The following is a 17,419-nucleotide window of genomic DNA, read 5'->3' as shown; positions in this document are numbered from 1 at the left end:
GTGGAGTTCACCCTGCCGCTGACCTGGCTGGAGGCCACGATGCTGGCGGCCGTGCGTGTGACCGCCTTCATCGTCATCGCGCCGCCCTTCTCGCACGGCTCGGTGCCGATGCGCATCCGGGCAGCCATGGGAGCCTGCTTGGCGCTGGTGGTGGCGCCGCGCGCCGTCGCCGACTATGTGCCGCTGGACACCGGGGGCTTCATCGCCGCGCTGCTGCTGGAGATCCTGGCGGGGGCCGCGCTGGGCTTTCTGGTGATGCTGCTCTTCGCGGCCGTGCAGTCCGCGGGTGGACTGATCGACCTCTTCGGAGGCTTCCAGCTGGCGATGGCCTTCGACCCGGGATCCCAGATCAACGGCGCCCAGTTCACCAGGCTCTTCCATTTCGCCGCGATCGCGCTGCTCGTGGCCTCCGACGGCTACCAGCTGATCCTGGCCGGGCTCTTCCGCTCCTTCGACGCGCTGCCGCTGGGCGCGGAGATCAGTCTGACCGCGCTCGCGGAGAACGTGGTCACTGGATTCTCCGAGATGTTCATGGCTGCGGTGCAGATCGCTGGACCGCTGCTGGTGGTGCTCTTTCTCGCCGACGCCGGCCTGGGTCTGCTGACCCGGGTCGCCCCCGCGCTGAACGCCTTCTCACTGGGCTTCCCGCTGAAGATCTTCCTCACACTGACCCTGGCCGGCACGGTGTTCGTAGTGCTGCCGGCGGCGGTCTCCACCCTGGTGCAGTCGGCCCTGCGGTCCTTCAGCGGGGTGATCTGATGTCAGAGCCCACCGGAGAACGGACCGAGAAGGCCACGCCGCAGCGCATGAAGGAGGTTCGGGAGAAGGGCAAGCTCTCCCGCTCCCAGGACCTCACCGCGTGGCTGGGCATCGGTGCCGCGACCGCCGCGATGCCCTGGGTGCTCGAGGCTGGCCGGGAGGCCGGCCAGGCGCAGCTCGGTGCGGTGAAAGCAGTCATCGACGCCCCCGATCCGGCCGTGGCCGTCACCGCCCTGGCCGAGGCAGGCGGGTCCATGGCGCTGACGCTGGGACCCATGCTGGGCGCCGTCGTCCTGGCGGTGCTGGCCGGCGCGGTGCTCCAGGGTGGCGTGACGTTCAAGAAGTTCGCACTCAAGGGTGAGCACCTGGACCCGGTCAAAGGCCTGAAGCGCACCTTCGGTCTTCAGGCCCTGTGGCAGGGGGCCAAGGCGCTGCTCAAGACCCTGGTGGTGGGTCTGATGCTCTGGTACGTCATCCGCTCCCTGATGCCGCTGCTGCTCAACGCCGGTCTGCTGCCAGTCTCCTCCATGCTCAGTGCCGCAGGAAGTGGGACGGTCTCGCTGCTGCAGGCCTCGATCCTGGCCGGTGTGGGACTGGCGGTGATCGATCTGCTCGTGGTCTCGCGGCGCAACCGCAAGCACACGCGGATGACCAAGCAGGAGGTCAAGGATGAGAACAAGAAGACCGACGGCGATCCGCTCGTGCGTCAGCACCGGCGCAGCCGAGCGCTGGAGATGAGTCGGAACCGGATGATCGCAGCAGTGGGGGAGTCCGACGTGATGCTGGTGAACCCCACCCACGTGGCCGTCGCGCTCTCCTACCAGCCGGGGTTCGCGGCGCCGAAGGTGGTGGCGCTGGGCACCGATAACATCGCGCTGCGTCTGCGCGAGGAGGCCGCGGCCAAGCGGGTGCCGATGGTCCGCGACGTCGCCCTGACCCGCGCGCTGCATGCTGAATGTTCCCTGGGGGACGAGGTCCCCGTGGAGCTGTTCACCCAGGTGGCCCAGGTTCTCGCCTTCGTCATGGCGCTCAAGGAACGCGGCAGCGTCTCCGGGGTCCACACCGTGCCCGCCGCCCGCCGTCAGCCCCCCGTCGGGACCAAGGAGAAACGACCGTGAAGCTCAACAACCTCTCAAAGGTGGCCGTCCCGCTCGGGGTGGTCGCGATCGTGATGCTGCTGGTCGTGCCGGTCCCCGCCGGGCTGCTCGACGTGCTGATCGCGGTCAACATCCTGCTCGCGATCCTCGTCCTGATGACCACGATGTTCGTGAAGAAGCCGCTGGACTTCTCCGTGTTCCCCTCGCTGCTGCTGGTCATGACGCTGCTGCGGCTCGGGCTCAACGTGGCTTCGACCCGACTCGTGCTGGGCAACGGCTACGCCGGCGAAGTCATCGGGGCCTTCGGAAACATCGCCGTGGGTGGAAGCCTGATCATCGGCTGCGTGGTGTTCCTGATCCTGGTGGTGATCCAGTTCGTCGTCGTCACCAAGGGTGCCGAGCGTGTCGCCGAGGTCGGGGCCCGCTTCACCCTCGACGCCATGCCCGGAAAGCAGATGGCCATCGACGCCGATCTCAACGCCGGCCAGCTCACCGACGCGCAGGCCCGGGAGCGGCGGGCGGAGGTCGCCGCTGAGGCCGACTTCTACGGGGCCATGGACGGCGCGTCGAAGTTCGTCAAGGGCGACGCCATTGCCGGCGTCGTGATCACACTGATCAATCTGGTCGGCGGCATCGCCATCGGAATGCTATCCCAGGGGCTCGGCGCCGGGGAGGCGGTCAACACCTATTCGCTGCTGACCATCGGCGATGGTCTCGCCACCATGATCCCCTCGCTGCTGATGGCAGTGTCCACCGGCATGATCGTGACCCGCTCCAATGCGGAATCCGATATGGGCTCCTCAGCCTCGAAGCAGCTGGCCCAGTCCCAGACAGCGCTGCTCGTGGCCGGCGCCGCAGCGATCGCCCTGGGGCTGATCTCCGGGATGCCGAAGCTGCCCTTCATGGGGGTCGGACTGGTGCTGATCATCGTGGCCTACCGGATGCGCGCCGGGGAGGCCGCCGAGGCCCGCCGCGCGGCCGAGCAGGAGGCGGAGCAGACCGCCCGTCCCGCGGAGACCACCGAAGACCTGATCGACCATATGCGGGTGCACACCCTGGAGATCCAGCTTTCCCCGGACGTGGTCGACATCGTCGGCGGCGGAGGCGATGACCTGCTTGCCCGGGTCAAGGCGCTGCGCAAGCGGATCGCTCTGGAGCTCGGCATCCTGGTGCCTCCCGTGCGCACCCGGGACAGCGTGGAGCTGCCGCCCGCCAGCTACGCGATCCGCATCGCCGGGGTGGAGGTCGGCCGTGGACAGATCCCGCGCGGCAAGATCCTCGCTCTGGGCGAGCAGCTGGGATCGCTGCCCGGTACTACGGTGGTGGAGCCGGTGTTCGGGCTGTCCGGAAAGTGGGTCCCCACCGAGCTGCGGCATAGTGCGGAGATGAGCGGAGCCATGACGATCGACCGGGTCTCAGTGGTGGTCACCCACCTGTCCACGCTCATTCAGCACAATGCTGCGCGGTTGCTCACCCGCGAGGATGTGCGCGTGCTCACCGACGCGGTCAAGGAGATCAACCCCTCCGCCGTGGAGGAGCTCGTGCCCTCGGTGCTCACGCTCGCCGAGGTGCAGCGGGTGCTGCAGGGGCTGCTGGAGGAACAGGTGCCGATCAATGATCTGCAGCGCATCTACGAGGCGCTCGCCCTGCGCGGGAAGGTCTCCGGTGAGCCGGAGGGGCTCATCGAGGCGGCTCGGGCGGCGCTGGGGCCGGCCATCGCGGCCAAGCACCTGGAAGAGGGTCGACTCCGGGTGATCATGATCGACCCGAGTCTGGAACACTCGATGCTTGAGGGTCTGCGCACGGCCGAGGGTGCGAGTCAGATCCTGCTGGACACCAGCAGGATTGAGGCGATCCACGCCTCGGTGAAGGAGTCGCTGGCGGAGGCGGAGTCCCGAGGACAGAACCCGGTGCTGGTCTGCGCGCCGGCTCTGCGCCCGGCGGTGCGGCGACTCATAGCCCCCCAGGCCGGGGGGCTGCCGGTGCTCTCCTATCAGGAGGCGTCCTCCGGCGGAGCAGAGATCGAGACTGTGGGGGTGGTGCGTGGAACCGAACAGATACGTCCTTAAGGGCAGTTCCCTGGCCAAGCTGGGGGTGCAGGCGCTCGCCGACTATGGGCCCGAGGCGCGCATCGTCTCTGCCGAACGCGTGACCCGCGGAGGGATCGGCGGGTTCATGGCCCGCGAGCACTTCGAGGTGGTGGTGGAGGTGCCGCCCCCGCGCGGACAGCAGTCGCCCGCGCTGCCGCCTCCTCCCGAGGCGGATTCGCGGCGTCGTCGTCGGCTCCGGGAGGAGGCTCAGGAGCGCCATTCTCGGGGGCAGCAGACGCAGGGGCAGCAGGCTCCGGGTCAGCAGACTCCGGGTCAGCAGACTGACCCGGAGGACCTCGATGAGGACTTCGCCCGGATGATGGACGACCTGTGGCTGGCCTCCCGGAACCCGGCCGGCTCCACGGAAACTCCTGCTGCTGAGCTCCGCAAGGACGCTGGGCCTGACTCCGTGATCGATTCTGTGGCGTGGTCTCCCGTCCCGGCTCCCGCTCCGCCGGCCAGGGTCGGGGACCGCACGGCCGCTGCTCCGGCGCCCGTGCCGCCTGATCTTCTGCGCGCCCCCGGGACGCTGATCGTGCTGGCCTGTCTGGGTGCCGACGAGTCCGGTGCTTTGGCGGTCCTCAGCGGAGAATCAGGTCTCCAGGCCTGGGGAGATCCGGTGCTGCTCACCGCCTCCGAGCATGCCGATAAACCGCTGCGGGAAGCCAAGCAGGTGCTGCGCGAGGCGCGAGCGCGTGCCGTGGCGCTTCAGGTTCCGGTGCTGGCGACCTGTCCGGTGCGGTTCCCTCGTCCCGGGGTGCGCAGCGGTGCCGAATCGCCTGCCATCCTCGAGGCCGATCAGCTCTGGGCGGTCGTGGATCTGCGTCGCAAGCCTGAGGACATCAGGCATTGGTTGGCGGCGCTGGAGGAGTCGCGGGCCATCGATGGACTGGTCCTGACCTGCGCCGATGAGACGCTGAGTCCCGAGTCGGGACACCAGCTCGGCTGGCCAGTCTCCGTTAGGATGAACCAGTGTTAGTGCTCACACGCAAGGTCGGAGAACAGCTCCTCATCGGCGAAGACGTGGTGATCACGGTGCTGGAAGTCCGTGGCGACGGCATCAAGATCGGCATCGATGCCCCGCGCGACGTCAAGGTCCAGCGGCGAGAGGTGCTGCTCTCGGTCTCCGAGACCAACCTGGAATCCGCCCGGGCCGCGAGCCCCGAGGCAGAGACCGCGCTGAAGGCGCTCTTCGGCGTGACGCAGCAGGACGACTCTGCGGCTTCAACCGACTCTGAGCTGGCCGATGCCGATTCAATCGACTCTGAGGCACGCGACCCGGGTCGGGCGGAACGGCAGGGTTCAGCAGAGACTGGCGAATCGGACCGCGCGCAGTAGGCTCAGCCGTCCACGCTGCTGGAGCCTGGGGGCATCGACCCGCCGAAGAGCGGCTCGAAGTTCGGCCGCTTGGCGTGGATCCCATCTCCTGAGGACCGTCCGCGCAGCCGCCGGACCACCCAGGGGAAGAGGTGGTGACGAGCCCAGACCGCGTCGTCCACGCGGGCCGCTCGCCAGCTTCGCACCGGCACCGGGCGAGGTTCTGAGGGCTTGAGATCGTGCCGCACGTTCATCGTGTCCAGGACCATGCGCGCGATCGTGTGATGACCGAGCGCGGAGAAGTGCAGCCGGTCCTCGTCCCACATCTCAGGCCGGGTCAGCTCGCGCAGTGACCACATGTCGGCCACCACGGCGTCGTGGCGCGCGGCGATGGTGCGGATGTTCTCGTTGAAGATCGCCACCTTCCCGCGGATCGAGCCGACCACCGGCGTCTCGCGCATATCGGGACCGTTGAACAGCACGATGGTGGCGCCGGTGGTGCTCAAGATCTGCACCATGGTGTCGAGCACGCGCGCGATCTCATCAGGGTCTCCGCCGGGGCGGATCACGTCATTGCCACCGGCGCACAGGGTGATGAGGTCAGGCCGCAGCTCCAGGGCGGGCGCAATCTGTTCGTCCCGGATCTGGGCGATCAGCCTCCCGCGCACGGCGAGGTTCGCGTAGGAGAACTTCGGAGCCGCTGCGGTGGTGGCGGCTCCGAGGGCGAGCTCCTCAGCCACCCGATCCGCCCAGCCGCGGTGGTAGCCCGGCCGGGTCTCGTCGGGGTCACCGATGCCCTCGGTGAAGGAGTCGCCCAAGGCCACGTATCGAGTCCAGGGGTGTCGGGGATCAGCATCGCCGCTCACGGATGCAGGGTTCGCATCGGCGGGGACGTCTGGTGTCTCAAGGATATCTTCGGGGGTGTTCCGGTCTTCACTCACCAGTCCATTCTCGCGCAGGAGACCTGCCTCGTGCATCCACCTCTGGGCTGATTAGAGTGGGACACGCACTTCTCCCGCCGCATCGCCCACCCGCAAAGGTCGTCCCATGTCAGCACAGCCCCACGTCGTCTGGTCCCGCGAGCCGCAGGAACGCGCAGGCACCCCTCTGGTGGTGCTGCTGCACGGCTACGGATCGCACGAGGAGGACCTCATGGGTCTGGTCCCTGGACTGCCGGCAGAGTTCACCTACGCCTCCGTGCGCGCCCCGGTGAGGATGGAGTTCGGCGGCTACACCTGGTTCGACCTCGACGTGGAAAGGCTGGCCTATTCCTCCGCCGCAGCCCGGGAGGCCGTGGAAGACCTCTGGGCGTGGATCGCCTCGATCAAGGACCAGCACAGCTCGGTCACCCTGCTGGGCTTCTCCATGGGCATGGCGATGGCGACCTCGCTGCTGCGCAGCCGGCCCGATCAGTTCGCCGCCGTCGTCGGGCTCTCCGGCTTCGCCGTGGACCCGAGCCGCGGCGAGGGGATCGAGGACTACTTCGACGACGACGCCCTGGCCTCCGCGCAGATTCCGTTCTTCTGGGGGCGCGACCAGGAGGACCCGATCATCCCCGCCGAGCACGTGGAATACACCCACGCCTGGGCCACCAAGACGGTGAAGCTCACGAAGGTGCTCTATGCCGGAGCCGGCCATGGAGTCGTCCCCCAGGAGATCGGGCACGTCGGCGAATTCCTCACCCACACGGTGCTCAAGTCCCGCCGTTCCTAGTCCCGCCGTTCCTAGTCGGCGTCCTGGTCCGGTGCCGTCGGACGGGCCGGGACCCAGTCCTCGCCTGAGCGCCTGACAAGACCCATGCGCTCGAACTCCTCCAGCCAGCCCTCCATGGGCCAGTGCCCCCAGGTGTTCGCGAAGAGGCGGCCGTTGCGCAGGATGTCGTCCAGATGTTCCACGGGCGGGCGGGAGACCGGATGGTGCTGGTGGTAGGCGCGTGCGCCGCCCACCCAGGCCAGCTCGACCCCAGCGGCTCGGGCGCGCCAGGCGAAGTCGGTGTCCTCCGCGCCGTAGCCGGTATAGGCCTCGTCGAACCCTCCGATGCGCTCCCAGACGGCCCGCCGGACCGCGAAGGACAGCGACCAGAACAGGGCATGCTCCCCGCCGAGGAGGATCTGCCCGGGAGCCGGAGCAGGCCGAGCGGGATGGGGGGCCGCCCATTCGGCGAGCTGCGTGGGGGCAGCGGCGTCGAGCTGTGCCGCCGGCAGCTCCGGCAGATACGCGACCGGCCCGCACAGCAGCTCCTGAGGGTGCTGCGCCGCGGCCTCCAGGTACGCGCCGACCAGCTCCGGGGCGGGGATGCAGTCCACATCGAGGAAGATGAGCAGGTCATCCGGGTGGGGGAGAGAGTCCAGCGCCCGCTGCGCGCCACGATTTCTCGCCTCGGCCAGCGGCAGCCGTCCCTGAACGTCGGGAACTTCGCTGACCTCGGTGGGCAGCAGGCCGCCGTCGGGCAGCAGAGCGTCACCGTTGACCAGAGCGGAGATCTCCCGGTCCGCCATCGCCACCACCTGGTGTCGCAGGGGCGGCTGGAAGCTCGCGGCCAGGCCGGAGCGCATGCGGCGCAGATGAGTGTGCCGGCCATGCACGGCGGTGATCACGACGGCGCGGGGCTGGGCTCCCGTCATCGGCTGAGGTCCGCGCCGACGTGGTCGGTCAGGTCTTGCAGCAGCGCGGCGAAGCGGTCTGCGGCGGCGCCTTCGCACCAGCTCGACCACTCCTGGCCGTCGAGCTGCAGGACCTGCGTCATGGCCAGCTCCCAGCCCGCATCATCCCGGGGCGCGGGCATCGCCACCACGGGCCAGGGGCCGCGCTCAAGGGCTGAGAGCATATGCCGCTGCTCCTGGTGCGGCCGGTCCAGTGCCGTCACCAGGGCAGGCGTGCGGCTGGCCGCCACCTCGGCGATGGAGTTCTGCCCCGCCGCGGTGAGCACCAGATCGGCACGTTCAAGATGCGGCCAGGGGTCCATCTCCCAGGCGCCTCCGCCGCCGAGCACGGTCACCCGCGCGGTCGGCAGCAGACGGTGAACCTGCGCGATGCTCTCGGTCTCGACGGCGCCACCGCCGCCGCCGCTGAGCACCACCACGCGCAGGGTGGAGGTTGAGGAGTCCGTGAAGGCCGCTGCGGATCTGGCCTCTGAGGATCCGGCGTCCTCGGGTTTCGGGGTGAAGCGGGAGAGCCCGCCGAGTGCCTGGACATCGTCGGCTCCACGGAAGATCTCTGTGGCCTTCTCGGGCCACATGCCCACGACGCGCTCCGAGATCGCGTAGCCGAGTTGATGGGCCGGATCGGTCCGGTCGCCGGGAAGCGCCACGGTGACCACCGGAATTCCATGCAGCCGGGCGAGCAGGGCGACCTCGACCGAGACGTCCACCACGATCAGCTGCGGACGCCTGGATTCCAACCACTGAGAGAGCTGCGCGCTTCGGCGGAGCAGGCCCTGATGGTGCCGGGGCACCCAGTGCAGGGCCCCGGCGGCCGTGGGGTCGATGACTTGCTCAGAGCCTTCCCCGGCGGGGTCTTCTCCAGCGGGGTCGCTCGGCAGCGCGGTGTCGTCGCGGTCGAGCTGTACCCAAGCGGCACTGGGCCAGTCGGGTGGCTGCGGCAGCGAGGACAGTCCGGTGATGCGCAGTCCGTGGGCCGCTGCCACCTGCGCGACCGCAGTGGCGCGGTGCAGGTGACCGTGGCCCTGGTGATGGATGTACCAGCCGATCATCGGGCCGGGGCCGTCTGCCGCCGGGAGTTCTCCTCCGCCATCTCGGCGTAGACATTCTCATACTCGGTCACCATGCGCTCGAGCGAGAGATGGTCCACCGCCCGCCGTCGAACGGCGGCGCGGTCACAGCGGGAGGCGCGCGCGATCGCCTCAGCGAGCCCGGCCACAGAATCCTCCGAGGCCAGCGCACCTGAGGTCTCGGTGACGATCTCGACCAGTCCGCCACGGCGGAACGCGGCCACCGGGGTTCCGCAGGACATCGCCTCGGCGGCCACGAGGCCGTAGGGCTCGTCCCATTGGGAGCTCACGACCGCGACCGCCGAGCCGCCGACCAGCTTCACCAGCTCAGCGTGGCGCAGATGGCCCGCGTAGACGGCGTCGTCGCTGAGCCGGGGCGCCACCTGCTCTTCGAAGTAGCTCCGGTCCATGATCGGTCCCGCGAGGGTGATGCGGTGACCGGCGGCGCGCGCGGCGTCGATCGCCAGATGTGGCGCCTTCTCGGGGACGAGGCGCCCGGTCCAGACGCAGTCGCTGCCACCGGCGCCGGCACTCCAGACATCGGTGTCGACCCCATTGGGGATCACTCCGGCGCTGACGGTGCTTGCCCAGGCCTCGGCGGTGGCCGAGCTCACTGCCATGAAGACCGCAGAGGGCGAGGCGTAGCGCATCCCCGATTCCAGCCAGGGCGTGGGCGGGGTGTGCAGGGTGGTCAGGACTGGCACCGGCACCATCGAGGACAGCGCCAGCGGAAGGTGATGCAGCGAGTTGTTGTGGATGACGTCGAAATCATCGGACTGCGCGAGCTTGAGCATCAGCCCGAGGTAGGCGTGGTGCTGCTGCATCCAGTCCACGGGCATGGCGCCGACGTCGGAGCGCGCCGCCGCGGTGAGCTCCAGGCGCTCCGGGATCAGCATCTCCGCGCCGAGGGCCGGATCGCTGCCGCCCGCGGCGAAGAGGGTCACCGAATGTCCGCGGCTGATGAGCTTGCGTGCAACTGTGTACGTGAAGGCTTCGAGTCCTCCGGCGAAGGGTTCCCGGATCGGGAACTGACTCGACGCAATGATGCAAATGCGCAACCGCACCCCTTGTTCACTGGGCGAGGCACCGGCCCCTGTCGCCGGTCAGATCACCGGCACGAGCCTCGCGAGAAATGTCGTGTGAGGCCCGGCACACCGCGTGCACCGGTCCTATAGACGCACTTTACACAAGGTTTCCCGGCGGTCCAGTTCAGTCCCCTCGGTCCTCGACGGGCATGAGCTTCGCGGCAGGCAGGCCGAAGGCCTCACCCTCGAATTCCACCAGCTGTCCGCGGCGGATCTGACGGCCGCGGCGGGTCTCCACCTCACCGTCCACGCGGACTCCTGAGGCGTCGATCACCTCCCGGGCGATCGCTCCGTTCTCCACGGTCCCGGCCAGCTTCAACAGCTGGCCCAGTCGGATGGATTCATCTCTGATCGGCACTTCACTCACATCGCTCATGGGGCAAGTCTGCCACCCACCCCTCACCCCCAGCGTTTTACCCGGGCTTCCGCGTTCTACCGGGCACGCCGTCGGCAGGGTAGACCTCGTAGGGGGAGGTAAAACGCTGGGGCGGAGGGGGAGGTGAGGGCGAATCGCTGGGGGAGGGGGCTGGATAGAGTGATCCCCATGAGTTCTGCCGTTCCCGCTGCGGCCCCCCGCTCCCCGCTGGTCTGGGCCTTTCTGCTTCTGCTGATGCTCGGCTCGGGGATGGCGATCCCCGCTCAGGGTCGGGTCAATGCTGCGCTGACCACCGAGATCGGCGATCCGGTGCTCGCCGCCACCATCAGCTTCTCGGTGGGCACGCTGATCATGATGCTGGTGACCTTCGGCACAGCGCGCGGCCGCCGAGGCCTGAAGCGAGTGGCACCAGCAGTGCGGGACGGCCGCATCCGCTGGTGGTACTTCCTGGCCGGCTGCGCGGGCGGCTACTTCGTGCTGACCCAGACGCTGACCATCGGGCTGATCGGCGTCGCGGTCTTCACCGTCGCAGTGGTCACCGGTCAGACCCTGGGCGGGCTGCTCTGGGACCGCATCGGGCTCGGCCCGGCCGGCAGCATGCGACTCAACGCGTTCCGCGTGGGAGGAGCCGCGCTGACCGTCCTGGCAGTGCTGTGGGCGGTCTCACCCCAGCTCACGGCCGAGGGTCACGGCGCGGCCTGGCTGGCGCTGGTGCTGCTGCCGCTCTCGGCGGGATTCGTGCAGTCGGGCCAGCAGGCGATCAACGGGCGGCACTCGGCCGCCTACGGCGGGCCCGCTCCGGGCACCCTTTTCAATTTCCTCGCCGGAACCCTGTTCCTGCTGCTGATCTGGGCAGCCAAGGCCCTCATCGCCGGGGTCGATCCGGCCCTTTCGACCACCTGGTGGCACTACCTCGGCGGCCCGCTGGGCATCATCTTCATCGCCCTGGGAGCGCTGCTGGTGACCCAGGTCGGGGTGCTCATCGCCGCGATGGGGATGATCGCCGGCCAGCTCCTGGGTTCTCTGCTGCTGGATGTGCTGCTGCCCACCCCCGGCTCCCTGGTCACCACGGCCACGGTGCTCGGCACCGTGCTGACGCTGGTTGCGGTGATCCTGGCATCGCTGCCGGACATTCTGCGTGGGCGTCCGCAGGCGCGATAAGCTGACGCAGTCTGCCTTCATCCCGTACTACCTGAGGTGTATCTGCCACATGGCCAAAGAGACCGCACTCGACAAAGTCATCTCCCTCGCGAAGCGTCGCGGCTTCGTGTTCCAGTCGGGAGAGATCTACGGCGGCACACGGTCTGCCTGGGACTACGGGCCACTGGGCACCGAGCTCAAGGAGAACATCAAGGCCGAGTGGTGGCAGACCTTCATCCGCGGACGCGGTGACATGGTCGGTCTGGATTCGGCGATCATCCTGCCGCAGGCGGTCTGGCATGCTTCGGGCCACGTCAAGACCTTCTCCGACCCGCTGGTGGAGTCGCTGCACACCCACCGCCGCTACCGCGCCGATCATCTGATCGAGGCCTATGAGGCCAAGCACGGTCACCCTCCAGAGAACGGGCTCGCCGACATCCGCGATCCCGAGACCGGCCAGCCCGGCAAGTGGACCGAGCCCCAGCAGTTCTCCGGTCTGATGAAGACCTACCTTGGCCCCGTCGATGACGAGGAGGGGCTGCACTATATGCGCCCCGAGACCGCCCAGGGCATCTTCGTGAACTTCAACAACGTGGTCACCTCGGCGCGCAAGAAGCCACCCTTCGGCATCGGTCAGATCGGCAAGGCCTTCCGCAACGAGATCACCCCCGGCAACTTCATCTTCCGCACCCGCGAGTTCGAGCAGATGGAGATCGAGTACTTCACCCACCCGGACGAGGCCGACGAGTGGTTCAAGCATTGGGTCGACGCCTGCTACAACTGGTTCATCAACCTGGGTCTGAACCCGGAGAACCTGCGCAAGTTCGACGTCCCCGAAGATGACCGCGCGCATTACTCCGCCGGCACCATCGACCTCGAGTACCGCTTCGACTTCGCCGGCTCGGCCTGGGGCGAGCTCATGGGCGTGGCGAACCGCACCGACTATGACCTGAACTCCCACACCGATGCCTCCGGCGCGAAGCTGGCGTACTTCGATCAGGCCAGCGGCACCCGCTACACCCCCTACGTGATCGAACCGTCCTTCGGGCTGACCCGCGCGATGATGGCGTTCCTGGTGGACTCCTACACCGAGGACGAGGCGCCGAACACCAAGGGCGGCGTGGACACTCGCACGGTGCTGAAGCTCCATCCGAAGCTCGCCCCGGTCAAGGCCGCGGTGCTGCCGCTGTCGAAGAAGCCGGAGCTGGCAGGAGTCTCGCAGGACCTCGCCGATCAGCTGCGCCAGCATTGGAACATCGATTTCGACGATTCCGGTGCCATCGGCCGCCGCTACCGCCGCCAGGACGAGATCGGCACCCCGTTCTGCATCACCGTGGACTTCGACACCCTCGAGGACCAGGCCGTCACCATCCGCGACCGCGATGAGATGACCCAGGAGCGCGTCTCTCTGGACAAGGTCCAGTCCTACCTGGCGGTCAAGCTGCTGGGCTGAGTCGGGCTGCTGGGGTGAGCTGCTGAACAGCGGGTATCGCACACCCACATCCCCGCTTTGGCAGTGTCGAGATTCGGTACTACCATAGATTGGTTGACCTGAACGACACTGTCTGCACTCTTGAAGGACACGCGATGAGCACTGAGCACGACGCCGCAGCTCGGCCTGGCGACCCAGCCCGCCTCACCCTGGACTCCGGTCTCACGGTGCGGCCCTGGGCCGAAGGTGACGATCTGAAGCTGCTCCAGGTCTGGGGAGACCCGGAAAACTCGATGCACCACCAGGACCGCAGTCTGCTGCGGCCCTCCTCGAACGAGCCCTGGTCCCGGTGCATCGTGGCGGAGGCCGATGGTCTGCCGGTCGCCGCGGCCACCATCTTCCGCTCCTCGCTGCACCCCGACCGGCTGTCCTTCTACGCGGAGGTCGCTCCCGAGCACCGCCGCCGCGGCGTGGCCGCGCAGATGCTGCAGATCCTCGAGGCTGAGGTTCCCAACTGTGCCGTCCAGTCATTGAAGTCCCGGGTGGCCAAGCGTTCCGCCGCGCAGTGCTTCCTCAAGGACAACGGCTTCACCAAGATCCAGGCCTCGCGCCAGGTCGTGGTGCAGCCCGGCGCGATCAAGCTGCCCGACCTGGACAGCGCGGGCCTCGATCTTGAGGACCTCGCCACCGGGTCGGTGGAGCTCACCCAGCTGGTGGCTGACTTCTACAACGCCGTTCACACCTGGGATCGTTCCGAGATGACCGTGGGCCGGGCCCAGCAGATGCTGCTGGCACCGGAGACCGGGGCCTCGGGTGCCGTGGTGCTGCGCGACACCGCCAACGGTGGAGACAACAGCATCCTGTCCTTCGCGATCAGCTACACCCCCGAGCGCACCGAGGATCCGGCCGACGTGCTGCTGGGATGGAACCCCGAGCTGCCCGAGGCCGACGCCGAGACCTCCTGCCGCGCGATGCTCTCCATGCTGGCCGCGCACTTCCCGGTCAAGGTCGAGGTCGATGACGCCATGGTGCCGCTGAAGACCGTCACCGATGAACTCATCGAGGCAGGCCTGGCCGAGTTCGACTTCGAGGCGCTCATCTACGCCCGTGACGCAGCCTGAGGACTCCCTCCATGACCGTCGAGACCACCGCCCCGTCGAGGACAGGCACCGCTTCGCTGGGGACAGACGCACCACCGCCGCGGACCGGCGCGCTGCTGCCGCCGCTGAAGCTGGGACCCATCACCGTGGACACCCCTGTGGTGCTCGCCCCGATGGCAGGGATCACCAACACCGCCTTCCGCAGACTCTGCCGCGACTACGGCGGCGGACTCTTCGTCAATGAGATGGTCACCGCTCGTGCGCTGGTGGAGCGTCGGCCCGAGTCGCTGAGGATCATCAAGCACGAACCCGACGAGGTCCCCCGCTCGGTGCAGCTGTACTCGGTGGACCCGGTCACCACCGGACATGCCGTGCGCATGCTGGTCGAAGAGGGCCGTGCCGATCACATCGACATGAACTTCGGCTGCCCGGTGCCCAAGGTCACTCGCAAGGGTGGCGGCTCGGCGCTGCCCTGGAAGACCCGGCTCTTCGAGTCCATCGTGGCCACCGCCGTGCGGGAGGCCTCGAAGGCGAACATCCCGGTGACGGTCAAGATGCGCAAAGGCATCGACGAGGACCACCTCACCTTCATTGAGGCCGGCAAGATCGCCCGGGACTCCGGGGTCGCCGCTGTGGCGCTGCACGGCCGGACCGCCCGCCAGCACTACTCGGGCCAGGCCGACTGGACCGCGATCGCTGCGCTGCGGGAATCCCTCACGGACATCCCGGTCCTGGGCAACGGCGACATCTGGTCCGCAGAGGATGCAGTCGCGATGGTGGAGCAGACCGGGGTGGACGGCGTCGTCGTCGGCCGCGGCTGTCAGGGCCGTCCCTGGCTCTTCGGAGACCTTCAGGCGGCCTTCGAGGGGCGCCCCGAGCGCCACCGCCCCGATCTGCCGATGGTCTCGGCCACGCTGCTGCGCCATGCGCAGATGCTGATCCCCTATTTCGACGGTGACGAGCGCAAGGCCATGCAGGACATCCGCAAGCACGTGGCCTGGTACTTCAAGGGATACGCCGTGGGCTCGGCGCTGCGCACCCAGCTGGTTGCGGTGGAGACCATGGCCCAGCTCGAGGACCTCCTCGGGCAGCTGGATCAGAGCCTGGAGTACCCCGGTGCCGACGCCGAAGGCCCGCGCGGCCGAGCCGGCTCGCCGAAGAAGGTTCACCTCCCGCAGGACTGGCTGGAATCCCAGGAACTCAACGAGGCACAGCGGGAGATGATCCAGGCCGCAGAGGTCGATACCTCCGGCGGCTAAGGTTGAACGCATGAGTGCGCAGAATGTGGAGCGAGTGGAGGGCGGATACGCGGCCCTGCGGCCGGGCTACACCGAGGCGGACGAGGCCCGCTGGGTGCCCGAGCACGGGAAGTCGGTCTACCGGTCAAGCTTCGAACGCGACCGCGCCCGGCTGCTGCACTCCTCCGCGCTGCGCCGACTCGGCGCCAAGACCCAGGTGGTCTCCCCGGACATCGACGACTTCTCCCGCACCCGCCTGACCCATTCGCTGGAGGTCGCCCAGGTGGGCCGAGACCTCGGCCGCCTGCTGGGCTGCGACCCCGACGTCGTCGACGCCGCCTGCCTCTCCCACGACCTCGGGCACCCTCCCTTCGGCCACCACGGGGAGACCGTGCTGAACGCACTGGCCGCCGAGCACGGCGGGTTCGAAGGCAATGCGCAGACGCTGCGACTGCTGACCCGGCTGGAGACCAAGCGCTTCCACCCCGACGGGCGCTCCGCCGGGCTGAACCTGACCCGCGCCTCGCTGGACGCCGCGGTGAAGTACCCCTGGCAGGCCCATGAGGCCCCGGCGCTGCCCGATGGCAGCCGCAGCCCGAAGTTCGGCGCCTATGCCGATGACCTCGAGGTCTTCGACTGGATCCGAGCGGGCGTGGACGGCCGGCGCAGATCCATGGAGGCCCAGGTGATGGACGCCGCCGATGACATCGCCTACTCCGTGCATGACATCGAGGACGGCGTGGTCAACGGCCGCTTCCAGCTGAAGTTCCTCTCGGATCCGCTGCAGCGGCGCCGCGTGGTGCAGACCACCCACGACTGGTACCTGCCCGAGACCGACCCGGAGCGGATCGAGGCCGCGCTTCAGCGCCTCGCCTCGGCGGAATCCTGGGTGGGGGAGTCCGACGGCTCTCGGAAGGCGCTGGCGGCGCTGAAGAACATGACCAGCGAGCTGATCGGCCGGTTCTCCCACGCGATCTTCGCCGCCACCCGGGAGGCCTACGGCGACCGTCCGCTGGTCCGCCATGAGGCGGACCTGGTGGTGCCGGGCGACACGCTGGAGGAGATCTCGCTGATGAAGGGGATCGCCGCGAACTACATCATGGCTTCGCGGGAGCAGAAGCCGATCTACGCCCGGCAGAGCGAGGTCATCGAAGGGCTGCATGCGCTGCTGACCGAGACGGGGGATCAGTTTCTGGAGCCGCCGTTCCAGGCGGATTTCCACGATGCCGCCGACGAGTCGGGCCGCCGGCGCGCGATCATCGATCAGATCGCCTCGCTCACCGACGGTGCGGCCCTGGAGTGGTACGACACCCTGGTCAACGGCCGCCCGGTCTTCAACCGCCTCTTCGCCTAGCCTCTCCCGGAGGGGCGGACCCCTCTTCTTCCGTTGAGGGGCGGAATCTCCGGGTATCTCATGCGGAAGCAGGGCCCTGATGCTCGGAGAATCCGCCGCTCAACGCAGAAGGGACGCTATTTGCTAATGTCCCCGACGACGACGTCGAAGGCCTCGAACAGCTCATCCGCATCCACGAAGAGATTCAGGTCCGGTTCGCCGGCGCCCATCGCGATCCTGCCCGAGATCGAGTCGTCCGCGTAGATCGGCCACTGCTCACCGGAGGCCGTGCGCGCGCCGAACGGGGTGATCGTGCCCGGGTGATACCCGGTGGCCTCCACCGCCTCCTCGGGTGCGGTCATCGACATCTTCTTCATCCCGGCGAGCCGTCGCAGCTTGGCCCAGTCCACCTGCTTGTCCCCGGGGATCAGGGCCACCACGTAGCTGTGCTCGGTGGCGGACTGGGTGAGCTTCGCCTTGGCCACCAGGGTCTTGACGATCTCCCGGGGCTCGAGGCCGAGATTCTGTGCCGCCTCCTCCAGGGAGGACGCGGGTCCGCGCTGGACGAACTCGAGGGTCACCGCGCGGGAATCGGCATCTGACTGCACGCGCTCACGTCCGGAAAGTTCACTCATGATCTCCAGCCTAGCGAGACTTCGAGTCCTCCACGGACGCACTGCATCCACGCACTCCACAGGCCCGGCACCGACCGGTCATGATTT

At 68.3% G+C, this 17,419-nt stretch carries 17 protein-coding genes; 11 read left to right on the top strand and 6 right to left on the bottom strand.

The window, feature by feature from the left end:
- From IY716_RS05710 to csrA, 5 genes are read left to right on the top strand one after another with little or no spacing between them, the layout of a single operon-like run.
- A complete protein-coding gene (locus tag IY716_RS05710) occupies positions 1-759 on the top strand; it encodes a flagellar biosynthetic protein FliR (RefSeq protein ID WP_369699601.1) in 759 nt (252 codons plus the stop codon).
- Positions 759-1,877 carry a flagellar biosynthesis protein FlhB gene (locus IY716_RS05705; RefSeq protein WP_218220597.1) on the top strand — a complete coding sequence of 373 codons (1,119 nt, stop codon included), beginning with the start codon at positions 759-761 and terminating at the stop codon, positions 1,875-1,877. The genes IY716_RS05710 and IY716_RS05705 overlap by 1 nt, the downstream gene beginning before the upstream one ends.
- 53 nt (positions 1,878-1,930) lie before the next feature.
- The gene (locus IY716_RS05700; RefSeq protein WP_255316636.1) at positions 1,931-3,925 is read left to right on the top strand and encodes a flagellar biosynthesis protein FlhA; all 1,995 of its coding nucleotides are present in this window, start codon (positions 1,931-1,933) and stop codon (positions 3,923-3,925) included.
- Positions 3,900-4,925 carry a hypothetical protein gene (locus IY716_RS05695; protein WP_218220595.1) on the top strand — a complete coding sequence of 342 codons (1,026 nt, stop codon included), beginning with the start codon at positions 3,900-3,902 and terminating at the stop codon, positions 4,923-4,925. Before IY716_RS05700 ends, IY716_RS05695 begins: the two co-directional genes overlap by 26 nt.
- Positions 4,919-5,284 (top strand): carbon storage regulator CsrA, encoded by a 366-nt coding sequence (gene csrA, locus IY716_RS13880; protein ID WP_218220594.1) that lies wholly within the window; start codon positions 4,919-4,921, stop codon positions 5,282-5,284. Before IY716_RS05695 ends, csrA begins: the two co-directional genes overlap by 7 nt.
- Positions 5,285-5,286: 2 nt before the next feature.
- On the opposite strand, the gene IY716_RS05685 is transcribed toward csrA, so the two are convergent.
- Positions 5,287-6,129 carry an SGNH/GDSL hydrolase family protein gene (locus IY716_RS05685; RefSeq protein ID WP_369699671.1) on the bottom strand — a complete coding sequence of 281 codons (843 nt, stop codon included), beginning with the start codon at positions 6,127-6,129 and terminating at the stop codon, positions 5,287-5,289.
- A 181-nt stretch (positions 6,130-6,310) separates the two neighbouring features.
- On the opposite strand from IY716_RS05685, the gene IY716_RS05680 reads away from it, so the two are divergent.
- On the top strand, positions 6,311-6,976 hold the full coding sequence (locus IY716_RS05680; protein WP_218220592.1) for an alpha/beta hydrolase: 666 nt from the start codon (positions 6,311-6,313) through the stop codon (positions 6,974-6,976).
- A gap of 11 nt (positions 6,977-6,987) precedes the next feature.
- Here the strand turns inward: IY716_RS05680 and IY716_RS05675 are convergent, their stop codons facing one another.
- The 4 genes from IY716_RS05675 to IY716_RS05660 all read right to left on the bottom strand — a co-directional run bounded on the left by IY716_RS05675 (position 6,988) and on the right by IY716_RS05660 (position 10,454).
- Positions 6,988-7,887 (bottom strand): glycosyltransferase family 2 protein, encoded by a 900-nt coding sequence (locus IY716_RS05675; RefSeq protein ID WP_218220591.1) that lies wholly within the window; start codon positions 7,885-7,887, stop codon positions 6,988-6,990.
- A complete protein-coding gene (locus IY716_RS05670) occupies positions 7,884-8,975 on the bottom strand; it encodes a hypothetical protein (RefSeq protein ID WP_218220590.1) in 1,092 nt (363 codons plus the stop codon). Before IY716_RS05670 ends, IY716_RS05675 begins: the two co-directional genes overlap by 4 nt.
- Entirely contained in the window at positions 8,972-10,051 is a 1,080-nt protein-coding gene (locus IY716_RS05665) for a glycosyltransferase family 4 protein (RefSeq protein WP_218220589.1), read from the bottom strand. The genes IY716_RS05670 and IY716_RS05665 overlap by 4 nt, the downstream gene beginning before the upstream one ends.
- A 151-nt stretch (positions 10,052-10,202) precedes the next feature.
- Positions 10,203-10,454: an RNA-binding S4 domain-containing protein gene (locus IY716_RS05660; RefSeq protein ID WP_218220588.1), complete on the bottom strand. Its 252-nt coding sequence runs from the start codon at positions 10,452-10,454 to the stop codon at positions 10,203-10,205.
- A 168-nt stretch (positions 10,455-10,622) separates the two neighbouring features.
- On the opposite strand from IY716_RS05660, the gene IY716_RS05655 reads away from it, so the two are divergent.
- The 5 genes from IY716_RS05655 to IY716_RS05635 all read left to right on the top strand — a co-directional run bounded on the left by IY716_RS05655 (position 10,623) and on the right by IY716_RS05635 (position 16,718).
- A complete protein-coding gene (locus IY716_RS05655) occupies positions 10,623-11,615 on the top strand; it encodes a DMT family transporter (protein WP_218220587.1) in 993 nt (330 codons plus the stop codon).
- Between the two features lie 49 nt (positions 11,616-11,664).
- Positions 11,665-13,047, top strand: a complete 1,383-nt coding sequence (locus IY716_RS05650) for a glycine--tRNA ligase (protein WP_218220586.1) — start codon at positions 11,665-11,667, stop codon at positions 13,045-13,047.
- Between the two features lie 134 nt (positions 13,048-13,181).
- The gene (locus tag IY716_RS05645) at positions 13,182-14,147 is read left to right on the top strand and encodes a GNAT family N-acetyltransferase (protein WP_218220585.1); all 966 of its coding nucleotides are present in this window, start codon (positions 13,182-13,184) and stop codon (positions 14,145-14,147) included.
- Between the two features lie 11 nt (positions 14,148-14,158).
- The gene (gene dusB / locus IY716_RS05640) at positions 14,159-15,385 is read left to right on the top strand and encodes a tRNA dihydrouridine synthase DusB (RefSeq protein ID WP_218220584.1); all 1,227 of its coding nucleotides are present in this window, start codon (positions 14,159-14,161) and stop codon (positions 15,383-15,385) included.
- Positions 15,386-15,395: 10 nt separating this feature from the next.
- Positions 15,396-16,718: a deoxyguanosinetriphosphate triphosphohydrolase gene (locus tag IY716_RS05635; protein WP_218220583.1), complete on the top strand. Its 1,323-nt coding sequence runs from the start codon at positions 15,396-15,398 to the stop codon at positions 16,716-16,718.
- Between the two features lie 116 nt (positions 16,719-16,834).
- Here IY716_RS05635 and IY716_RS05630 read toward each other — a convergent pair whose 3' ends face one another.
- Positions 16,835-17,332: an aminoacyl-tRNA deacylase gene (locus IY716_RS05630; protein WP_218220582.1), complete on the bottom strand. Its 498-nt coding sequence runs from the start codon at positions 17,330-17,332 to the stop codon at positions 16,835-16,837.
- Positions 17,333-17,419: the final 87 nt, after the last annotated feature.

This window comes from Nesterenkonia sp. Act20 (genome assembly GCF_019173455.1).
GTDB lineage: Bacteria > Actinomycetota > Actinomycetes > Actinomycetales > Micrococcaceae > Nesterenkonia.
The sequence above is the reverse complement of the archived record's forward strand: the minus strand, read 5'-3'. Positions and strand labels throughout refer to the sequence as shown.

What these genes read in the sequence shown, in the direction of transcription:
- IY716_RS05645 (WP_218220585.1), top strand. Translation starts at nt 13,182, where the DNA reads ATGAGCACTGAGCACGACGCCGCAGCTCGGCCTGGCGACCCAGCCCGC.
- IY716_RS05635 (WP_218220583.1), top strand. Translation starts at nt 15,396, where the DNA reads ATGAGTGCGCAGAATGTGGAGCGAGTGGAGGGCGGATACGCGGCCCTG.
- IY716_RS05630 (WP_218220582.1), bottom strand. Translation starts at nt 17,332, where the DNA reads ATGAGTGAACTTTCCGGACGTGAGCGCGTGCAGTCAGATGCCGATTCC.
- IY716_RS05670 (WP_218220590.1), bottom strand. Translation starts at nt 8,975, where the DNA reads ATGATCGGCTGGTACATCCATCACCAGGGCCACGGTCACCTGCACCGC.
- IY716_RS05655 (WP_218220587.1), top strand. Translation starts at nt 10,623, where the DNA reads ATGAGTTCTGCCGTTCCCGCTGCGGCCCCCCGCTCCCCGCTGGTCTGG.
- IY716_RS05660 (WP_218220588.1), bottom strand. Translation starts at nt 10,454, where the DNA reads ATGAGCGATGTGAGTGAAGTGCCGATCAGAGATGAATCCATCCGACTG.
- IY716_RS05705 (WP_218220597.1), top strand. Translation starts at nt 759, where the DNA reads ATGTCAGAGCCCACCGGAGAACGGACCGAGAAGGCCACGCCGCAGCGC.
- IY716_RS05650 (WP_218220586.1), top strand. Translation starts at nt 11,665, where the DNA reads ATGGCCAAAGAGACCGCACTCGACAAAGTCATCTCCCTCGCGAAGCGT.
- IY716_RS05700 (WP_255316636.1), top strand. Translation starts at nt 1,931, where the DNA reads ATGCTGCTGGTCGTGCCGGTCCCCGCCGGGCTGCTCGACGTGCTGATC.
- dusB (WP_218220584.1), top strand. Translation starts at nt 14,159, where the DNA reads ATGACCGTCGAGACCACCGCCCCGTCGAGGACAGGCACCGCTTCGCTG.
- IY716_RS05680 (WP_218220592.1), top strand. Translation starts at nt 6,311, where the DNA reads ATGTCAGCACAGCCCCACGTCGTCTGGTCCCGCGAGCCGCAGGAACGC.
- IY716_RS05675 (WP_218220591.1), bottom strand. Translation starts at nt 7,887, where the DNA reads ATGACGGGAGCCCAGCCCCGCGCCGTCGTGATCACCGCCGTGCATGGC.